Raw genomic sequence first — 17,142 nt, forward strand, 5'->3', positions numbered from 1 at the left:
GTATCGTCTTATTCGGGACGCGCGGTGTAGAAAATGTTGGTCAGGTTGGCGTTGGCGTCGTAGTGCACGCCATTGCGAACGCCCCAGACCCCGAACTCGTGGTAGAGTGGCACATAGCCATCGTCCTTGTAGACTTCAGCCACCGCCGCACGGATCAGTTCCTCTCGCTTGGTGTCGTCCAACGTCGATTGTGCGTCTTCAAGCGCCTTGTCGGTGACCTTGCTGGAATATCGTCCGCGGTTCGCTCCACCCCAACCGCGGTCGGGATTTCGGGTGCCGGCAAGATTGATCATCTGACTGAGACCTTCGCCTGTGTCGGCTGCAGCACCTGCCAGATAGAGGCTGTACTCGTATGCGCTCGCCTTGGTGAAGTAGATGCTGAAGGGGAAGGTCTCCAGCGTTACATTCAGCCCGACCTGCGAGAGCATGGCAGTTACGGCTTGGGCGACCTGAGCGCCGTTGACATAACGGTCGCTCGGAGCGTTCAGCGTCAACGAAAAGCCGTTCGGATAGCCGGCCTCGGCCAGCAGTCGCCTGGCCTCCTGCGGGTCATAGGGATAGGCCTGCAGGTCCGGATTGTGCCCGAAAACGCCCTCGACGATGATCTGGCTCGCCGGCTGTGCCATGCCACCCATCACGATTTCGGCGATCTGCTCGCGGTTGATGGCGAGGTTGAGCGCCCTGCGCACGCGCGGATCGAGGAAGGGGTTCTTTCCATCCGTACCGGAAACCTTCGGCGTCTTTTCCTGTCCCTGGTCGGGCAACAGGAAGATCAAAAGCGTCGAAGGCATGGACGACAGATGATACTTGCCCGACGACTGGATGCTGTCGATACTATTGATCGGGACGGCGTTGATGACATCCACCGAGCCGCCGAGCAGAGCGGCGATGCGGGCGCTGTTGTCCGGAAGCGATTTGACCAGCACCGAATCGTAAGCGGGTGGCGCGCCGTAATAATGATCGTTGCGCTCCAGTTCGATCTCAACGTCGGGCGCGAACTTCTTGACGCGGTAGTGGCCGATGCCGGGCGATAGCTTTCCGCTGTTGAAGTCGGCCGTCTCTAGCCAATTATCGTTGCCGCAGGTCTTGTCGTCATAGGCCAGCGTAGCGCCGGTCGGATTCTGGACGATGCCGATATTGCTCAAGCTGCGCAGTAGGTTCGGATCGGGTTTCTTGGTGTCGATCTCGATCCTGCCCTCACCGGCATCCTTGATATCGGCAATGGTGGCGATGAAGCTGCTGAAGAGGCCGGGACTATTCGGCACATTGCGCACCCGGCAGATCGAATAGATTACGTCATCGGCTCCGAGCGCATTTCCGTCTTCGAATTTCGCCTCCGGCTCGAGCATGATGACCCATTTGGTCTCGCCCTGGATTTCCCACGATTTCGCAAGACGCGGCTCGACGCTGCCGTTGACGCCATTGGCGTAGACGAGTGCATCCGAGATGTTCTCGCGAAGATCGAAATTGTAGCCGGCTCGATGGAAATGCGGATCGACAGAGGTCGCGAGTGCGGCAAGGCCCACGCGCAACTGTTCGGCCGCAGCCGGAGACGGCGCAAGCGATGTCGCGGCTGCGAGCGCCGCGCCGAAAGATGCTAGTGACAGGCTTTTCATGGTCCTCCTCCCATTCATTTCGTGAGGGAACGGTAGCGTGGGCCGGCTGCAGGAAAAATCGAATTTTTTTCCTATCGATTGAGTTTTTCTCAACTGAACACTAGAGTAGACGGGAGGAGAACAGATGCAAAAATCGCGCAGAGGACTGCCACCAATGACCTCGCTTCCGGTATTCGAGGCGGTGGGGCGGCATATGAGTATTGCCAAGGCAGCGGGCGAACTCTGCCTCACGGCGGGCGCCGTCAGTCGCCAGATCCGAAACCTGGAAGCTTTTCTCGGCTGCCATCTCTTCGAGCGAACGAACCGAAAGATTGCGTTTACCCCTGTTGGCGAAGTTTATTGGGGCAGAATCCAGGCTTCGCTCGGCGAGATACGCGCCGTTACCAGCGACCTATCCGTTGGCGTCAACCGGCGACCGCTCGTCATCGGCAGCCCTCGCGTCTTTTTGCAAAAATGCATTATGCCGGTGCTGGGGACGCTTTATGCGCGCCACCCCGACATTGTCGTGAAATTCGTGACAGGCGGGCATGACAGCGAAGGAGCGGACGGGACGATTTATGTAGGCGAGGCTGTCGGCAGGAAAGGTTTTGTGTGTGAGGTTCTGGCCGATGCGGATCTCACTCCGGTCTGTAGTCCTGGCTATCTTCGGCGCGCGCCGCCTCTTGATACACCGGACGATCTCGAACGGCATGTCCTGCTGCGTTCCGCCGAATTCACCCGCAACTGGGAACGCTGGCTGGGACCACGCGTCGCGAGAACATTCGCAAATGCCCGCTTCATCGATCTGGAGAGCTCGGGCCTCGAATTGACTGCGGCCGTGGAGGGCCTCGGCATCGCGATCGTTCGACAAAGGCTGGTCAGGCAGGAATTGGCGGAAGGTCAGCTTGTCGCGCTTTTTGCGGACCACATGGTGCGCGAGCATTATGTATTCATGTTCGCCGAACCGAAGCTGCGATCGGACAGTTTCCGTTTCCTCCGGAAATGGTTGAACGATGCTGTAGCTCAATGATCCGGGCCGCATTTGGAAAGCTCGCCGACTTTTGCCGGCGAGCCCACGAAGCTGCTCGCCCATGTGTGATCGGCGGCAGCGACGTATTGGGATGAGAGTGTGAAAGCGATGCGATAGGTCAAGCGTTGAGGCTCAAAGCGCAATCCGCGTCTGGCGAGAGCGCAATTCGGCCGCAAGCGCTATTGGGTCAGCGCAGCGCGCAGCCGTGCGGTAGACTCTTTCGAAGGCTTTGCATCAACGGGAACAATATCGACGATCTCCGAGAGCATGAACTCCTTCGGAGCGCCGCAAATGGTAGCATAGACAACACGGTCTATTATTTTCAGATTTTCGGACACGAATGTCCGTTGGTCGCCGTTATCGAGCACCGATACAACATACATGTTGATCCCCATAGAGGTTAGGCGCGGAGGTCATTTCGCGCGAGATCAACTGTTAGCGAGCGATGGTTAATGCGCCATTAAACAGCCTGTCGTCGGCAACTTCGTTGCCTTCATGAGGCTGGGCGCTCTCCAGTCATGAAGCATATAGCTGACCGGAGCGCTTTGCCGCGAAAGGCTCCAAGACCCCTTCGGCAGCGGTGCCGGAAAGGCTTGGACATTCTCCGGAACCCGTGGATCCGCCGACGATGGCGCCTCGATTTCCTGCACGACGAGGACGGCACCCTGTCTCCAATCCTCTCGTCATTGGTCGCAAAGCTCATCCTGGCATGGCAATTTTCGAAGATGGGATTGTTCGCGCTGTAGGCGTTCTCGATCTGATTCAAGGACCGGGCGATCAGGAGGACGATGGCGGGTTGGCCCCAGAGAACGCGTGTAGCTGACAAGGTGGAACTCCTTTCCAGCGTGCCTCGGCGAAAGCCATCGTAAAATAGTTACAGGTTGCGGAACCGACCAATACCGGTACGGGCCATTACTGAATGGTCGGCAATTGCTTCAGGGGATTGGCGAGTGGCACGCCCAGTGGCTCGAAATGACGCTCATTAGCCGTCAGAACCGTGAGACCATGCGCGGCGGCGGTTGCGGCAATGGCGATGTCCTCGAAACCGGGATCATGAGCTCGCGCCCGATCGAGCATCAGGCCCGCATGTCTGGCCTCCTCGACGCCGAACGGTAGAATACGACCGGCATAGAAATGTTCGACGGCGGCAAGCCAGCGGCGCAGGTTTGTCGCCTTCGTCGTCGCCTCGATCCTGACGGCGCGGGCAATGCCCGCCTCGATCTCGGCGATGGTGATGGCCGAAAGATACAGCCTGTCACTATTCGCACGCACCCACGCCGCGAACGCCTCGACACCAACATGGCGCTTGGTCGGCGCATCGGCCGACACAATATTGGTGTCCAGAAGATACAAGATCAGAGACCGTTTTCGCGCAATGCGCGGGCGGGCTTCCCCGATCGTCCGGGAATATCCTCCGGCTCACCGGGAAAGGCTAAAAGCAGATCGGCAAAGTCCGGCACCTTGGAAACTCGTTCCCACTCCTCGAAGGAAACCAGCACGGCTTCCTTGCGACCATGACGGGTGATAACGGTCGGCTCGCCGGCCACGGCTCGATCGACCACGGCGGAAAGCGTAGCCTTCGCGTCCTTGAGCTGGATTTCCTTCATGGCAATCCTCCATATGACCACCAATAGTCATATACGATTCCGCCGGTTTGAATCAAGCGAAAGGCCGGAACATTTCATTCACAGCCAAACCCGCGCTTTCGTCCAAAGCTCGAGTCAACACCGCCATCGGCGCGAGCCACACCGGATATGGGCTGGCCGATGTGCTTCTCGACGGAAGGCGCCCACGGCCCGAGGCTGAAGCCGAGGCCGTCGTCGACCATCGCGAAGCGGCCGGATGCAAGGGTGAAGCGCCGGTTGTAGGTGCCGGCAACATACTCCCCGCCGGCGGATTGGCGGTACGGCATGTTCATTTCATTGGAGAGCTTTTCGCCGAGCGCGTCGAGTTCACATTGCCTGAGCGTACCAAGCAGGTTGCGGGCGAAGACGACCCGCTTGCCCTCGCGCCGTGCCAGGCCTTCTTCGACCAGATGTTCGGTTCTGGCTTCCATCGCTTGGCTCACTTCCAACCCGAAGCCCACGCCGAAATCGATCGGATCGCGAGCGACAAGCTGGCGATCGAGCCATGTGGCACCGTCGGCTGTTGTCTGCACCTCAATGGAAAGATCGGAGCGGACGGCCAGCGCTACGCGGTGCTCGCCTCTCGCATCCTCTAAGGATTGCAGCGAGTGCGTTATGCCGGAACTGGTTGCGGGGGGCTCGCAACACCCAGTTCCTGCGATTCGTCGAGCGGACAGTTCCCAGATTAGCCTGGCCGATCAAAAGAACAGCAATCTCGCGACACGAACAGCAATCCCGCAAGGTCATGGGTTTTCGTCCTCGCATAAAACGTCTGCGAGCAATGCCTCGAACAAGGAGATAGCCATGATCGGAAATTCTTTCCCAGATCCTTCCAACGCAAAAGAACATCTTTTTGCAGAATCGCTGCCACTTCGCCGCAGTGTGCTGATTGCCGGCCTTTCCGCCTCGGTACTGGCGGCCATGCCCACCGGCGCTGCAGCCAAAACCACCACCACCAAAGGCAGCCAGGCCAGTAAGGAAAGCCGTGAGATGAACCATGTAACCACCACCGACGGCGTTGAGATTTTCTACAAGGACTGGGGTCCGAAAAATGCCCAGCCGCTCGTCTTCCATCACGGCTGGCCGCTCTCAGCCGACGACTGGGATGCACAGATGCTCTTCTTCCTTGGCAAGGGATATCGGGTGATCGCCCATGACCGTCGTGGACACGGACGTTCGAGCCAGGTCAGCGACGGTCACGATATGGATCATTATGCTGCTGATTTCGCCGCAGTCGCCAAGCATCTCGACCTCCGCAACGCCATCCATATCGGGCACTCGACTGGCGGCGGCGAGGCGACACATTATGTTGCCAGGCACGGGCAGCCGAACGGGCGCGTGGCCAAGTTGGTGCTGATTGGTGCCGTGCCGCCGATCATGGTCAAGACAAACGACAATCCCGGCGGCCTGCCGCTTGAAGTCTTCGATGGCTTGCGCGCCCAGCTTGCCGCGCACCGGGCGCAGTTCTATTACGATCTCGCAAGCGGCCCCTTCTATGGTTTCAATCGGGAGGGCGCCAAGACGGTCGACACTGTCGTCCAGAATTGGTGGCGCCAGTCGATGATGGGCGGCGCGAACGCGCAATATCTCGGTATCAAGGCGTTTTCTGAAACCGATTTCACCGAAGACCTGAAGATGATCACGGTGCCGACATTTGTCATGCATGGCGACGACGATCAGATCGTACCGATCGCAGACTCTGCGCCGCTTTCGGCAAAGCTCCTGAAGAATTCCACTCTCAAGGTCTATCCGGGCCTGCCGCATGGCATGTGCACAACGCATGCCGAGATCATTAACGCCGACCTGCTCGCGTTCATCCAGAGCTAGGTCGGTCGGGAAGCGGCGCCATCCGCCGCCGGCGCCGCTTCCCTATCCGTCATCACTTTCGCCCCTCCGAAGATCGGCCTCACAAACACATCGATCGGCATCTGATCTAAAGCTGGAACGGCACTCCATCCGCGATAGAGCGATATCGCAATCGTTGATTGCCGGCTGGCATTTCGATCGGAAAAGCTATCCTTAGGCATAGGACATCGCGCCGATTTGCGAAAGCCACCAACGCCTCTTGTGCTGGGCGCCCATTCTTTGGGTCAGGTTTTGGCAGTCCAGCGAACAATGTCGCCAATAGCGGTTGAATTCTATTCTCCTTCCTAGTTCTCGACGACGAGCCCGCAGGAAGGAATCGAGCATGGCTTCCTTTGATATCAAGTCACCGAACCCGGCCGTGACATTCACGAAGCGTTTGGAAGCAGGCGTGACGCCCTACCACGAAATGCAGCGCGTGTTGCGTACCGCACCGGTGGAATCCCTATGCATCGACGACCCTTTCGATACCCGGCTCACGCGCTGGAAGCACGGTCCCATTCATGAAATCGTGCAGCCCATGTCGGACCACGTGCTCATGACCTATCTCGGTACGATGCAGCGTTTGGAGCGGCGGTCTGGAAGGGAATATTCGACGGGCATGGGGCGCCGCGGCAGCATCACCTTCATCCCAGCAGGCTCCAGTTCGCGATGGGACATCCACGGACCGATGGACATTGTGCAGCTTTATCTGTCGCCGGAGCTTCTCGACAGTGTCGCGCGCGAAGGCTCCCGCTCTGCGAGGCCTCTGGTCGAGAGCACAGCGCAACCGGACAATGTCATGGCAACCTTGCTTGAGATGACGCATAAGTCATCGGGCGATCCGGCCTATCTGGCAGGACTCTATCGGAAGCAATTAGCAAGTCTGATTGCCATCCACCTCGTCAAGACCCATAGTGGTGTCGCCCAAACCGCTGAAAAAGCCTCGGGCGGCCTCTCCCCGGCCATTCTCCGCATGTCGCTGGAGCGGTTGTCCTCAGAAAACGAGGAGGATTTTTCACTCGGCGCGCTTGCCGAGGCTGCCAATCTTTCGCGCTTCCACTTCTGCAGGGCCTTCAAGAAAAGCACGGGGCTCACGCCACATGAATGGCTGCGCCAGCGACGGATGGAACAGGCGATGGCGATGCTGCGCAATCCGGCGCTGCAGATAACCGCCATCGCCGGAACGCTTGGTTATGCAACGCTCACCGCCTTTTGCGTGGCGTTCAAGCGCCACACCGGATCGACGCCCGGGGATTGGCGCCGGGCCACCCTTTAAAACAAGACCGGGCAGAAACCACTGCAGCCGGCTCATCGGAAGCCGGCTGCAGTGCGTTGTATGGAGGAGAGGTGCAACACGCCCCTTTGTGTCAATATTCACGGGGCGGAAGGAACCCTTTGACGGTGGCAAGGTCTGGCCAGGGCAAGACCGTTTCCCCCGACACTTTCCAGTCGCCGTTTATCCGTCGCATGCGCAACTCGTAGAAAGCCGGCGACGCACGATCGCTCATGCGACGATAGAGAACTGCCGTCGCCTCATCGCCCTGTTGCTCGATGTGCAATATCCTTTTCTCGGTCGAAAGCGGCTTTTCACCTCCATCGCGCCGGGCACGGAATTCGGCAAACATTTCCGCCTTGGAAAACCGGGCGATTGTGCCGTCGGGGGTGAGGACCAGAAAGCCCAGGTCTTCGGTGTACAAATCCTCCATCTCTTCCATTCGATAATTGCTGCCGGCTTCTGCCAGCCGATCGATGAATGCGGCAATTTCGGAATTATGCTGCTCGTTCATAACTTTGCTCCTTCAAGCCAGGGTCATGCCGCCATCGACATGCAGTTCGATGCCGTTCACGAAGCTTCCTGCATCGGACGCGAGAAACAGCGCCGCGCGAGCCAGTTCCTCCGGCCGCCCCATGCGGCCGGCGGGAATGAGAGACGCCATCTGACCTTCAAATGCTGGGCGATCGGCTTCCGAAACCCCAAGCTTGCCGAGGATTGCGGTTTCGACCGGTCCGGGGCTCAGGATGTTCACGCGAATCTTCCGTGGTTTGAACTCGATGGCCCAGCTCCTTGCGAAGGCGGCAACCGCGGCTTTCGAGCCGGAATAGACGGCATGGTCCGGCAGGACCTTCGTTGCGGCCAGCGAACTCGTAACGATGATGTTGCCGCCATCGCGAAGAAGCGGAGCCATCGCCTGTACGCCGAAGAAGACGCCGCGGGTATTCGTTGCGAAGTGACGGTCGTAATCCTCAAGGGTGACGCTGCCGGAAGCTTTAAGGTTGATGACGCCGGCATTGGCCATATAGATGTCAAACCCGCCGAAGCGGCGCTTCACCAGCTCAGCGAGTTTTTGGTGATGCTCCAGATCGGCGACGTCGCCGGCGATGCCGATAGCGCCGTGGCCGATTTCGCCGGCCGCGTGCTCGACAATATCCCGGCGTCGGCCGGTAATGATGACCTGCGCCCCTTCCTCTGCGAAGAGCTGCGCGGTTGCCTTGCCGATACCGCTATTGCCGCCGGTAATCACGGCAACCTTGTTTTTGAGATGCTGCATTTGTTTATCTCCTGCTTTTCATCGCAGATGAGATAAATGCTGACAGCGCATGCCATTAGACCACGATCAGGCACATGATCTGTGCCACGGAGACGCGAATGCCAAACCTGCTGGACGAAACGCCGGGATTGATGGCGTTTGTGCGGACCGTTGAAGCCGGATCGTTCACCGCGGCAGCGCGCGACCTTGGCACGACGCCATCGGCAGTTTCGAAAAGCGTGGCGCGGCTGGAGAGGAAAATTGGCTCGCGGCTCTTCCTGCGCACCACCCGAGCGCTGACCCTGACCCAGGATGGGCAGATGTTTTTCGAGCGCGTCGCGCCGCTTTTGCGGGAAATCGATGCGAGTGACGATGCCATCCGGCTCCAAACTGCCCCATCCGGCAGGCTGCGGATCAGCATGCCTGGCGAGCTTGCGCAGCTCTTGCTTCCGAGCCTGTTTGGCACATTTGCGAAGAGCTATCCGGATCTCCAGCTCGATGTCAGGCTGACCGACCGCTTCGTCGATCTGGTCCGGGAGGATTATGACGTCGCCTTGCGCGCCGGAATCCCGATACAGGAGGATCTGATCGTCCGCCGCCTGGCGGATCTGCCGATGGTCATTGTCGCCTCCCCTGCCTTTCTCGATACGTGGGGCAGCCCGAAATCCATCGAGGAACTGGCTGGGCTGCCCTTTGCCCGTTACGTGATGGACGGCGTGGTACAGTCAGTCCGCTTCGCCGATGGTACCGACTTCATTCCAAGGGGAAGGGTCGATTGCGATACGGGAATGGCCTTGATTCAAGCCGCGCGCAGCGGACTTGGCGCCGCTTATCTGCTTCGATGCCTTGTGACGAACGATTTGCTGGCCGGCACGCTTGTCGAACTTGCACCGGATTTCGCGCTTCCCACGTTGCCCTTCAGTGCCCTGCATGCCTTCGGGCGGACTGTTCCGGCGCGCGTAAGGCTATTTTGCGACTTCATGGCCGGCGAAGCCAAAACCCTCGCCGGCTTGTAACTTCGGGGTCAGATAGTTCAGAAATGACTTGAGAATGCCCCCGGCGGACAACGATGGCTATTCAACTCGGGATTCTCCGCCTATCCAAAGGTTCAGGTCGTCTGGCGGAACCTTTAGCCGTGTTGCGGGCACATTGACCCCGCCGGATGCCGCCGTCACTCGTCGAAGGGGGCGGCCGCGACGAGATCGACGGACGACGGGACGCGATAACCCGGGACGAGGCGCTCACCGAAATCCCTGACGAAATTGTCGTAGGTGGTTTCCGGCTGCGTTTTCGCGATATGGCAGAAACACGCCGTCATTTTCTGCTTCATTCCGAGCCGCGGGAATTCAGCGACAATCGCCTGTACTTCGGATGACGGAATGACGCTGTATTTTAGGCCTACGACATCAAAACAGATGCCGGTCGTGCAGAGCATAACCTCCGCCTCCTTGTAGAGCCCGATCGAAGGCGTGGAATTGAGTGCTACACTGTCCCAAATTAGTTGGGCGCGGCGCTTGTCCAATCCGGCCTTCTTTGCAAAATCCCGTGCCATATCCGCGGCCTCCACCTCAAACCGACGAGGACCTGCAAATCTCTCGTTAAGAGTGATGTCGTGCAGCAACACGCCGAGGGCAAGGACTTCCCCATCATGGGCGATGTCCTGAAGCTCAGCAATCCTGACCGCGAATAGCCAGGACCGGAACACGTGGTTGAACAGGTAGGTTTCGTATGTTTCGCGAGCATAGTCGATCGCCAAATCGACAAGCGGCGTTTTGGGAACTGAAATGCCGGCAAATAGGCGTGTCTCTGTCGTGGTCATGTCGTATCCCTCTGACGATTGGGGCGGGTAGACTTGGCGATCCCGGCGGACCGGGATCGCGCGCGGGGCCTCATCGGCACGTCGGCTATTTTGCGGTCAATAATCCCAGAAAACCGGCACCCAACGGAAAGCGTCGCCATCAACGCCAACATGCCCAACCGAGGGGAACGGCATGTGGGTGGCTACCAGCAACTCGCCGGTCGTCGCCAATTCCTTCAAAAGCCGGACTCGAACGCGGGCGGCCTCCTCGGGATCGTGTTCGAAGCCGTTGAACCAGTCAGGGTGTTCGAAACCGACCGCGAACACGGCGTCGCCGGCAAACATCAGCCGGTCGTTGCCGGATACCACGCGGACCACGCTGTGCCCGGGCGTATGGCCGCCCGTGCGGGAGACGACGACGCCTGGAGCAACCTCATATTCCTCGTCAAACAGCCGCAGTTGGTTATGGTATTCCTTGGCGAATCGTTTGGCGGCGGCGCGAAGGGCATCCGGGAAGCCCGGAGGCATGTTTACATGCGTGAAATCGGGCGCTTCCCAGAATTTGACTTCGGCGGAAGCGACGTGAATCCGCAGATCCGGGCGCAGCCGTTCCTTAACGCCATCGACGAGCAGCCCGCCAACGTGATCCATATGCATGTGGGTCAACACGATGTCGGTCACCGACGCGAGATCGATTCCGGCGCTCTCCAGCCGCTTGACCAGCTGCCCTGCCCGCGGCAGGTTTAGTTCTGGATCCAGTCCCAGCCCGGCGTCGATGAGGATGGTCTGCGCGCCGCTACGCACCACGACAGCGTTCAGTGCCCAATCGAAAGCGTCCACCGGCAGGAACATATTTTCCAACCAGACGGCGCGTTCTGCTGCGTCGACATTGTGCCCCAACATCTTGGTCGGAAGGGGCAGTACGCCATCGCTGATCACCAACACCTCGATCTCGCCGATTTTCACCGCGTAGCGCGATGGAACCAGTTCTTCGGTTGTCGGCTGACCGGGACGTGAGATGTTTTCCATACTCACATCTGTCTTTTGCTGACCCATCATATGGGGATTTGCTTCTACCTGCGTCATGATGTGCTCCTGTTCTGCGGGGGTGGAACGTGCGAGGCACGGACCATGCGGCAGAGTGTATTGGGGCGCGTTTTGGCGGTCGATTGGGCCGAGGAAGAGGGAGAGCTAGCCCCAAGAACAGGGTAGGTGCCCCATTCGTTTACGAGAGCGAGGATTGAGTCATGGCTACTCTGCTATGGGGACGGAGACGCTTGATATTTTGAGGGTGGGCGCTGGCCGCGCGGTGATCGCCGTTGACCAACGCAAGCGCTCCAAGCCGATGCTTGCGCCTGTCAAACCGGCTATTTCTACCCAAAAAAAAGCGTAATGTCGGGACCGAGAAAGTGACGTAAACGCGGGTCGGGCTCAGCCTTTCCGTTCGCCCAGCGCGTCGCGAACAGCCGCAAGCAGAGCATGCCCGTCAAAGGGTTTTCGCAGAAAACCGCCAATCCCTCGGGCTCGGTCCTGATCCGCTATCTCATGCCGCCCGGTGATCAGGAATACGGGAAGTTGCGGGTTCTCCCGCCTGGCAAGGTCGCGGAGTTCGAACCCGTCGGCACCGGGCATGCCGATATCGGTGATCAACACATCCACTCCCTTAAGACCGGAGGAAAGCAGCGCCTCCCCCGAGGTGAAGCTGCAGGCAGTGAACCCCGCCGATTCAAGGAGTTCCACCAGTGAGGCAAGCACGTCCGGATCGTCGTCGACAATCGCTACAACAGGCTTGTGCATACTGTCCCCTTCTGGCCCGGCGATCGCGTCATGGCATCTTCGCCACGTCGAGCGGCAGGGTAAAAACGAATTTCGCGCCGCGAGGTTCGTGCTTTTCTGCCCATAACTGCCCGCCATGCGATTCGACGATCGAGCGGGAGATCGCGAGCCCCATACCCATTCCTTCATCCTTGGTGGTGAAGAAGGGCTCGAAAATCTTGTCGGGGAACTGGATGCCCCACCCCCGGTCCCTGACCTCGATGCGGACCACATCGTCCGCCCGGAAGGCACGGATCTGGAGGACACGGTCGTTCGAAACGGATGACATGGCATCCATGCCGTTGCGCATGAGATTGACCATTACCTGCTGGATCTGCACCCGGTCGAACGGGACGAGCCGGAGACCGCTCTCGCCCTCGATATCCATCCGGATACGCCGCCGCCCCGCCTCCTCCGCAAGCAGATCACGCGCTTCCCTCACGACGGGGCCGAGCTCGATGCTGTCCCGCTTATCCGTCGATTGCTTGAAGAGGGCGCGAATGCGGCTGACGACATCAGCGGCGGAATTGGCGCTGTGGACGATGCGTTCCAACGTCTTCTGAGCGCGTTCGATATTCGGCGGCTCGGCGGTGAGCCAGCGCTGGCAGGCGCTGGAATAGTTCATCACCGCCGAAAGAGGCTGGTTTACCTCATGCGCGATGGAGGCCGACAACTCCGCAAGGCTGGCCGCCTGACTGGAGCGGGCGAGATTTTCCTTGGCGCGGCTAAGCTCCTCCTGGGCATGCACCTGATCCTCTATATCCAGGCAGATGCCGTTCCACTGCACGATCTCGCCGTCGCCATTGCGCATGGCCGAGGCACGGGTCTCAACCCAGCGGTACACGCCGTCGAAGCGCCGCAGTCGGTGTCGCAGCAAATAGGGCTCGCCAGTCGCCAGCGAATGGGCATACCGTTCCTTGACGACGGCCAGGTCATCAGGATGGATCACGGCGTCGAGCGTGCCGTCCAATCGGGATTTTCCCAGACCATCCGTGTCTTCGAGATTGAAGCCGAGATATTGGCGAAGACGCTGGCTGCGATAGATCGGCTTGCCATTCGGAAGAGCGCAATAAATCAGCGCAGGCAGCGTTTCGACCAGTTGCTGGAGGTGCTGCTCGCTTTCGCGCAGCGCCTCCTGGGTGGTTATGAGGTCATGGATGTCGGAGCTCAGGCCGTACCACTGGACGATGGTGCCTGCCTCATCACGCGACGGTTCCGCCCGCGTTTCTGTCCAGCGATAGCTGCCTCCGGCTCGTTGCTGGCGGTAGCGCTGAATGTATGGGGCACCTGCCCTGACCGAATGCAGGAAGGCTTCCCGCGCCGCCACCCTATCATCGGGATGCACAACGCCGAGCGAAGGCGAGCCATCCGGTGCCGTCATGTCTTCAAGCGTAGCCCCGGTCACTTCCGTGAAGCGCTTGTTCACAAAGGCCGGTGTTCCGTCCGCCATCGTGCTCCAGATCAGCGCCGGCACGGTATCTATAAGCTGCTGCAGTTGCCGTTCGCGTTCACGAAGCGCCGCCTCGGTTCTCTTATACACGTCGATGTCCAATGCTGTTCCAAACCATCCGGTGATACGTCCTTGCTCGTCGCGCGTCGGGCGGGCCGCTGCCCGGTGCCAGACATAGGCGCCGTTGGCGCGCAGCACCCTGTATTCAACATTCCAGTGCTCGCCCGTCTTGAGCGCGCGGCGTAACGCTTCTCCCGCTCTTTCGCTATCGTCGGGATGCGTGCCGCGCTGCCAGCCCTGCCGCCCACCTTCAAGAAAAGGCTTTCCGTCCAGGAGAACGTTGAGGTCCTCGAGCGTCATCGCGATCGAGGTCTGCGCCGTTGGGGTCGCATAGGTAAACTGCCCGGTTGTGTCGATTGCCCAAGCACCGCCATAGAGTTTTTCGATGGCGAGAGCTGCCTGAACCGCATCTCCCGTTTCACCGAAAGAGCTTGCCATCGTCCACGGCTCGTCCTGCCGCGCGACCGCCGGGTCGACATCGACGCTGATGCTATAGTCCGGCTCGACCCGGAACTCGACCCAGCGATAACTGCCGTCGGACTGCAGTTGACGATAGCTGCTGATCTGAGGGATGCCGTGAAAGAAGGCTCGTGCTGCCGCCTGCTCGACGGTGGACCTGTCATGCGGATGGACCGCGTCCATCGACTGAGGCGCATCCTGGGCCGATCGATCGGCGAGCTGATCATCGATGTCTTTGGCTCGGTATTCGCCGATCCGGGACGGAAGGGCCATGTCGATGACCGTGCCGTACCATCCGGTGATCGTGCCAGCCGCGTCGCGTATCGGCTGCCCTGTGCTGCGGGCCCAGCCATAGCTTCCGGTCGCACGCAGCATCCGGTGTTCTACGTTGTAATGCTCGCCCGTCTGCAAGCACCGACGCCAGGCGGCAGCGGCGGCGTCATAATCTTCCGGATGGATGACACGCCTCCAGCCGAACGTGTTCTCGTCAGGCTGTGAATTGAGGCTTTCCAGGCTGGTGCCGAAAAAAGCGAGTGCTGCCGGCGTCACGTAGATAAAATTGCCATCGGCATCGGTTGCCCAGGCATTGCCGGTGACCCGCTCGACGACCTTCGCCGCTTGCACGGCGTCGATATCTGGGGACCGGGCCGATCCACCACCATCTACCCCCGACGTTCCGGCGAACCTCGACATGCCTCAACCCGATCCCGTTGCATTTGAGATCGCCATGGTGCCTTAAACCGGGACCGCACCATAGCCCTCTGACGAGAACGGTATATGGGAGCTTGCGACAAAAACACCTGTTCCGAAGGATAGGGCGGAGATTTGCAATCCGAATTCACTCGTCCGGCCCCTGCGGAATCGCCGGTAAAAGGGGCTGGCAAAGCTTTTCGGGGTTACTTCTTCGCTCAATATCGGTTGCGGAATCGATCGCGGCACATCCAGAGTGGCGCGTATTCAGGCACTGAAGATCGTCCGGATCGACTTCAGGAAAGCGGAGGCGCTCCGCTCATGCTTGGCCGCCGTAAGCGGCAACTGGCTGATGTCATTCGAGTATGTTGACAGCATTGCCGCAATCTCTTCGGCTATCGCCGGACGGTCGGCGATTAGGCGGGCGAAACTTTCCTGGTCAATCTCGTAGGCGGTGACCCGCGTCAGCGCCTGCAGCGTGTAAGCCTCCCCCATTCCCGCGAGGAGCCCGGTTTCGCCAAAGAAATCCCCCGACGAGAGGCGCCGCTTTTCCTGCTCGTCGTGCTGCACCGATACGACGCCGGTGCGGATAATCATCATCGAGGGCAGCGCTTGGCCTTGGGAGACGATGACGTCACCCTTTTGATACTCGCGCTCTATGCCCGACCGGGCCAATTTTTCTCTTTCAGACTGCGTCAGACCGGAGAAGATCGGATTTTCATCGATAACCTCCTGCAGCATCGCTTCAGGTAGTGGGGAGACGTCCTGGGACGGAATTCCATCGACGACGATGATCGCCGAGGGCGGCATCGCGAGTTGCAATCCGGTGGATCTGCAATGGCGATAGAAACGGTCTATCACCTCATTCTGAGCCTTGATTCTTAGCATCGGATTGCTCACCCGGAAAAACAGATGGATTTCCAGTGCGGCGGCATCCAGATGGCCCAGCGCTACCAGAGGCGGCGGCTCCCTCATGATCGAGTTGCAGCCGACCAGGACTGTCAACATGGCCTCCTCGACAACGGACGGAGCATGCGTCGGCACGACCCGCACCGTCATCTTGAGAAGATGCGTTTCGTCGGGCCGGCTGACATTCGTAAGCTTCAGCTTGGCAAGGACGCTGTTGGGCAAGACGACGATGTTGTTGGCGCCGGTCAGGATTTGCGTCGAGCGCCAGGTACTCGCAATGACGCGTCCCTCCGTGCCGTCCTCAAGAAGAATCCAGTCGCCCAGCGCATAGGTGCGCCCGAGATTGAGGGCGACACCGGAAAAAACGTCGCCGAGCGTGTTCTGGAGAGCGAGACCAAGCGCGATGGCGATGACGCCGGAGGTCGCGATCAGCGTTCCGACCGGTGCGCCGAAGACGAAAGCCAGGGCTGCGAGCGTGACACACATATAGACGACACCGACGACGATGTCCTGCAGCAGGCGAGCCTCGCGCGGCCTTCCCTCCAGGACCAAATAGATTCGCACGAAGCCGATGACGGCCCAGGAAAGATGGAGCCACCACAACGACTGGGCAATGACGACAAAAACGGCATGCTCGTCGCCAATCCGCAGACCGTCCGATTGACCGAGCGGAATACCCTCCAGAACGAGGACGAAGGTCATGGCCGTGAAAAAGATGATCTGCACCACAAGCCGCAGATTGGAACGCATAGGGCCTATGAGCTTCCACACCACCATTCCGGCCAGACCGAGAATGATCAGCCAGGCCAGCGGCGCGGCGGCGATTTTACCGAGATATGCCTGCAGCATGGTAGTTGTTCCGTATCGATCTGCGGCGGTCAGTAACCGATGCCGGCGATGTAGTTCGCCAACATATGTTCCTGCAGCTGCTCCTGCTCGAAGAGCACTTTCAGGGCGTCGCGGATATCGAGAACGCCGAGCGGTTTTGCATCCGCACTAAGTACCGGCATGTTCTGGATGCGGTTTTCAACCATAACCTGCCATGCTACCTGCAATTCGTCCGCCGGACTGCAGGAAATGACGTTGCGGCTCATCAGCGCCTCGACGCTGGCCTTTGCCTCACGGTCCGTCAGATGGCGAATAAGATCGGATTTGCTGAGCACCCCCGCAGCCTTGCCGTTTTCCTCGCTGACGACGACAAGTCCGATCCCGGGATTGGAGAGCGTCAGCGCGGCGACCTGCAGCGTGGCAGCTACATCGATCACCATCAGGCGCGTCGACGTCATGGGATAGAGTTTTTCGATACGCATGGGATCCTCCTGACGGCACTCGCTGGCA

At 59.5% G+C, this 17,142-nt stretch carries 16 protein-coding genes and 1 pseudogene; 4 read left to right on the forward strand and 13 right to left on the reverse strand.

The window, feature by feature from the left end:
* Positions 1-8 precede the first annotated feature (8 nt).
* Positions 9-1,616: an ABC transporter substrate-binding protein gene (locus tag JL39_RS08960; RefSeq protein WP_037148350.1), complete on the reverse strand. Its 1,608-nt coding sequence runs from the start codon at positions 1,614-1,616 to the stop codon at positions 9-11.
* Positions 1,617-1,770: 154 nt separating this feature from the next.
* Here JL39_RS08960 and JL39_RS08965 point away from each other — a divergent pair, with 154 nt between their 5' ends.
* Positions 1,771-2,625 carry a LysR substrate-binding domain-containing protein gene (locus tag JL39_RS08965; RefSeq protein ID WP_037148352.1) on the forward strand — a complete coding sequence of 285 codons (855 nt, stop codon included), beginning with the start codon at positions 1,771-1,773 and terminating at the stop codon, positions 2,623-2,625.
* Between the two features lie 179 nt (positions 2,626-2,804).
* Here the strand turns inward: JL39_RS08965 and JL39_RS08970 are convergent, their stop codons facing one another.
* The 4 genes and pseudogenes from JL39_RS08970 to JL39_RS08985 form a co-directional block, all read right to left on the reverse strand.
* The gene (locus tag JL39_RS08970; protein ID WP_152601074.1) at positions 2,805-3,008 is read right to left on the reverse strand and encodes a hypothetical protein; all 204 of its coding nucleotides are present in this window, start codon (positions 3,006-3,008) and stop codon (positions 2,805-2,807) included.
* A gap of 529 nt (positions 3,009-3,537) precedes the next feature.
* Complete coding sequence (locus JL39_RS08975; protein WP_037148356.1) at positions 3,538-3,978, reverse strand: type II toxin-antitoxin system VapC family toxin; 441 nt, start codon at positions 3,976-3,978, stop codon at positions 3,538-3,540.
* A gap of 2 nt (positions 3,979-3,980) precedes the next feature.
* Positions 3,981-4,232 (reverse strand): type II toxin-antitoxin system Phd/YefM family antitoxin, encoded by a 252-nt coding sequence (locus tag JL39_RS08980; protein WP_037148358.1) that lies wholly within the window; start codon positions 4,230-4,232, stop codon positions 3,981-3,983.
* A gap of 74 nt (positions 4,233-4,306) precedes the next feature.
* Positions 4,307-4,855, reverse strand: a pseudogene (locus JL39_RS08985) (DUF3363 domain-containing protein); the annotation flags it as partial.
* Between the two features lie 385 nt (positions 4,856-5,240).
* Between JL39_RS08985 and JL39_RS08990 the strand changes: the two are divergent.
* Positions 5,241-6,077, forward strand: a complete 837-nt coding sequence (locus JL39_RS08990; RefSeq protein WP_037148820.1) for an alpha/beta hydrolase — start codon at positions 5,241-5,243, stop codon at positions 6,075-6,077.
* Between the two features lie 361 nt (positions 6,078-6,438).
* Entirely contained in the window at positions 6,439-7,371 is a 933-nt protein-coding gene (locus JL39_RS08995; RefSeq protein ID WP_052182756.1) for a helix-turn-helix transcriptional regulator, read from the forward strand.
* Between the two features lie 91 nt (positions 7,372-7,462).
* Here the strand turns inward: JL39_RS08995 and JL39_RS09000 are convergent, their stop codons facing one another.
* The gene (locus JL39_RS09000) at positions 7,463-7,882 is read right to left on the reverse strand and encodes a hypothetical protein (RefSeq protein WP_037148360.1); all 420 of its coding nucleotides are present in this window, start codon (positions 7,880-7,882) and stop codon (positions 7,463-7,465) included.
* Positions 7,883-7,894: 12 nt separating this feature from the next.
* Positions 7,895-8,644, reverse strand: coding sequence for a glucose 1-dehydrogenase (locus JL39_RS09005; RefSeq protein ID WP_037148361.1), 750 nt, complete (start codon positions 8,642-8,644; stop codon positions 7,895-7,897).
* A 98-nt stretch (positions 8,645-8,742) separates the two neighbouring features.
* Here JL39_RS09005 and JL39_RS09010 point away from each other — a divergent pair, with 98 nt between their 5' ends.
* Complete coding sequence (locus JL39_RS09010; RefSeq protein ID WP_037148363.1) at positions 8,743-9,639, forward strand: LysR family transcriptional regulator; 897 nt, start codon at positions 8,743-8,745, stop codon at positions 9,637-9,639.
* Between the two features lie 155 nt (positions 9,640-9,794).
* Here JL39_RS09010 and JL39_RS09015 read toward each other — a convergent pair whose 3' ends face one another.
* The 6 genes from JL39_RS09015 to JL39_RS09040 all read right to left on the reverse strand — a co-directional run bounded on the left by JL39_RS09015 (position 9,795) and on the right by JL39_RS09040 (position 17,114).
* Positions 9,795-10,442, reverse strand: a complete 648-nt coding sequence (locus tag JL39_RS09015) for a hypothetical protein (protein ID WP_037148365.1) — start codon at positions 10,440-10,442, stop codon at positions 9,795-9,797.
* 96 nt (positions 10,443-10,538) lie between these two features.
* Positions 10,539-11,507 (reverse strand): MBL fold metallo-hydrolase, encoded by a 969-nt coding sequence (locus JL39_RS09020; RefSeq protein ID WP_037148366.1) that lies wholly within the window; start codon positions 11,505-11,507, stop codon positions 10,539-10,541.
* Between the two features lie 345 nt (positions 11,508-11,852).
* On the reverse strand, positions 11,853-12,218 hold the full coding sequence (locus JL39_RS09025) for a response regulator (protein WP_037148368.1): 366 nt from the start codon (positions 12,216-12,218) through the stop codon (positions 11,853-11,855).
* Positions 12,219-12,246: 28 nt separating this feature from the next.
* Entirely contained in the window at positions 12,247-14,898 is a 2,652-nt protein-coding gene (locus JL39_RS09030; protein ID WP_037148370.1) for a PAS domain-containing protein, read from the reverse strand.
* 264 nt (positions 14,899-15,162) lie between these two features.
* Positions 15,163-16,653 carry a mechanosensitive ion channel family protein gene (locus tag JL39_RS09035; protein ID WP_052182757.1) on the reverse strand — a complete coding sequence of 497 codons (1,491 nt, stop codon included), beginning with the start codon at positions 16,651-16,653 and terminating at the stop codon, positions 15,163-15,165.
* A gap of 29 nt (positions 16,654-16,682) precedes the next feature.
* Positions 16,683-17,114: a CBS domain-containing protein gene (locus JL39_RS09040; RefSeq protein WP_037148372.1), complete on the reverse strand. Its 432-nt coding sequence runs from the start codon at positions 17,112-17,114 to the stop codon at positions 16,683-16,685.
* Between the last annotated feature and the right edge of the window lie 28 nt (positions 17,115-17,142).

This window comes from Rhizobium sp. YS-1r (assembly GCF_000757525.1).
Lineage (GTDB): Bacteria > Pseudomonadota > Alphaproteobacteria > Rhizobiales > Rhizobiaceae > Neorhizobium > Neorhizobium petrolearium.

What these genes read in the sequence shown, in the direction of transcription:
- JL39_RS08960 (WP_037148350.1), bottom strand. Translation starts at nt 1,616, where the DNA reads ATGAAAAGCCTGTCACTAGCATCTTTCGGCGCGGCGCTCGCAGCCGCG.
- JL39_RS08965 (WP_037148352.1), top strand. Translation starts at nt 1,771, where the DNA reads ATGACCTCGCTTCCGGTATTCGAGGCGGTGGGGCGGCATATGAGTATT.
- JL39_RS08970 (WP_152601074.1), bottom strand. Translation starts at nt 3,008, where the DNA reads ATGTATGTTGTATCGGTGCTCGATAACGGCGACCAACGGACATTCGTG.
- JL39_RS08980 (WP_037148358.1), bottom strand. Translation starts at nt 4,232, where the DNA reads ATGAAGGAAATCCAGCTCAAGGACGCGAAGGCTACGCTTTCCGCCGTG.
- JL39_RS08990 (WP_037148820.1), top strand. Translation starts at nt 5,241, where the DNA reads ATGAACCATGTAACCACCACCGACGGCGTTGAGATTTTCTACAAGGAC.
- JL39_RS08995 (WP_052182756.1), top strand. Translation starts at nt 6,439, where the DNA reads ATGGCTTCCTTTGATATCAAGTCACCGAACCCGGCCGTGACATTCACG.
- JL39_RS09000 (WP_037148360.1), bottom strand. Translation starts at nt 7,882, where the DNA reads ATGAACGAGCAGCATAATTCCGAAATTGCCGCATTCATCGATCGGCTG.
- JL39_RS09005 (WP_037148361.1), bottom strand. Translation starts at nt 8,644, where the DNA reads ATGCAGCATCTCAAAAACAAGGTTGCCGTGATTACCGGCGGCAATAGC.
- JL39_RS09010 (WP_037148363.1), top strand. Translation starts at nt 8,743, where the DNA reads ATGCCAAACCTGCTGGACGAAACGCCGGGATTGATGGCGTTTGTGCGG.
- JL39_RS09015 (WP_037148365.1), bottom strand. Translation starts at nt 10,442, where the DNA reads ATGACCACGACAGAGACACGCCTATTTGCCGGCATTTCAGTTCCCAAA.
- JL39_RS09020 (WP_037148366.1), bottom strand. Translation starts at nt 11,507, where the DNA reads ATGACGCAGGTAGAAGCAAATCCCCATATGATGGGTCAGCAAAAGACA.
- JL39_RS09025 (WP_037148368.1), bottom strand. Translation starts at nt 12,218, where the DNA reads ATGCACAAGCCTGTTGTAGCGATTGTCGACGACGATCCGGACGTGCTT.
- JL39_RS09030 (WP_037148370.1), bottom strand. Translation starts at nt 14,898, where the DNA reads ATGTCGAGGTTCGCCGGAACGTCGGGGGTAGATGGTGGTGGATCGGCC.
- JL39_RS09035 (WP_052182757.1), bottom strand. Translation starts at nt 16,653, where the DNA reads ATGCTGCAGGCATATCTCGGTAAAATCGCCGCCGCGCCGCTGGCCTGG.
- JL39_RS09040 (WP_037148372.1), bottom strand. Translation starts at nt 17,114, where the DNA reads ATGCGTATCGAAAAACTCTATCCCATGACGTCGACGCGCCTGATGGTG.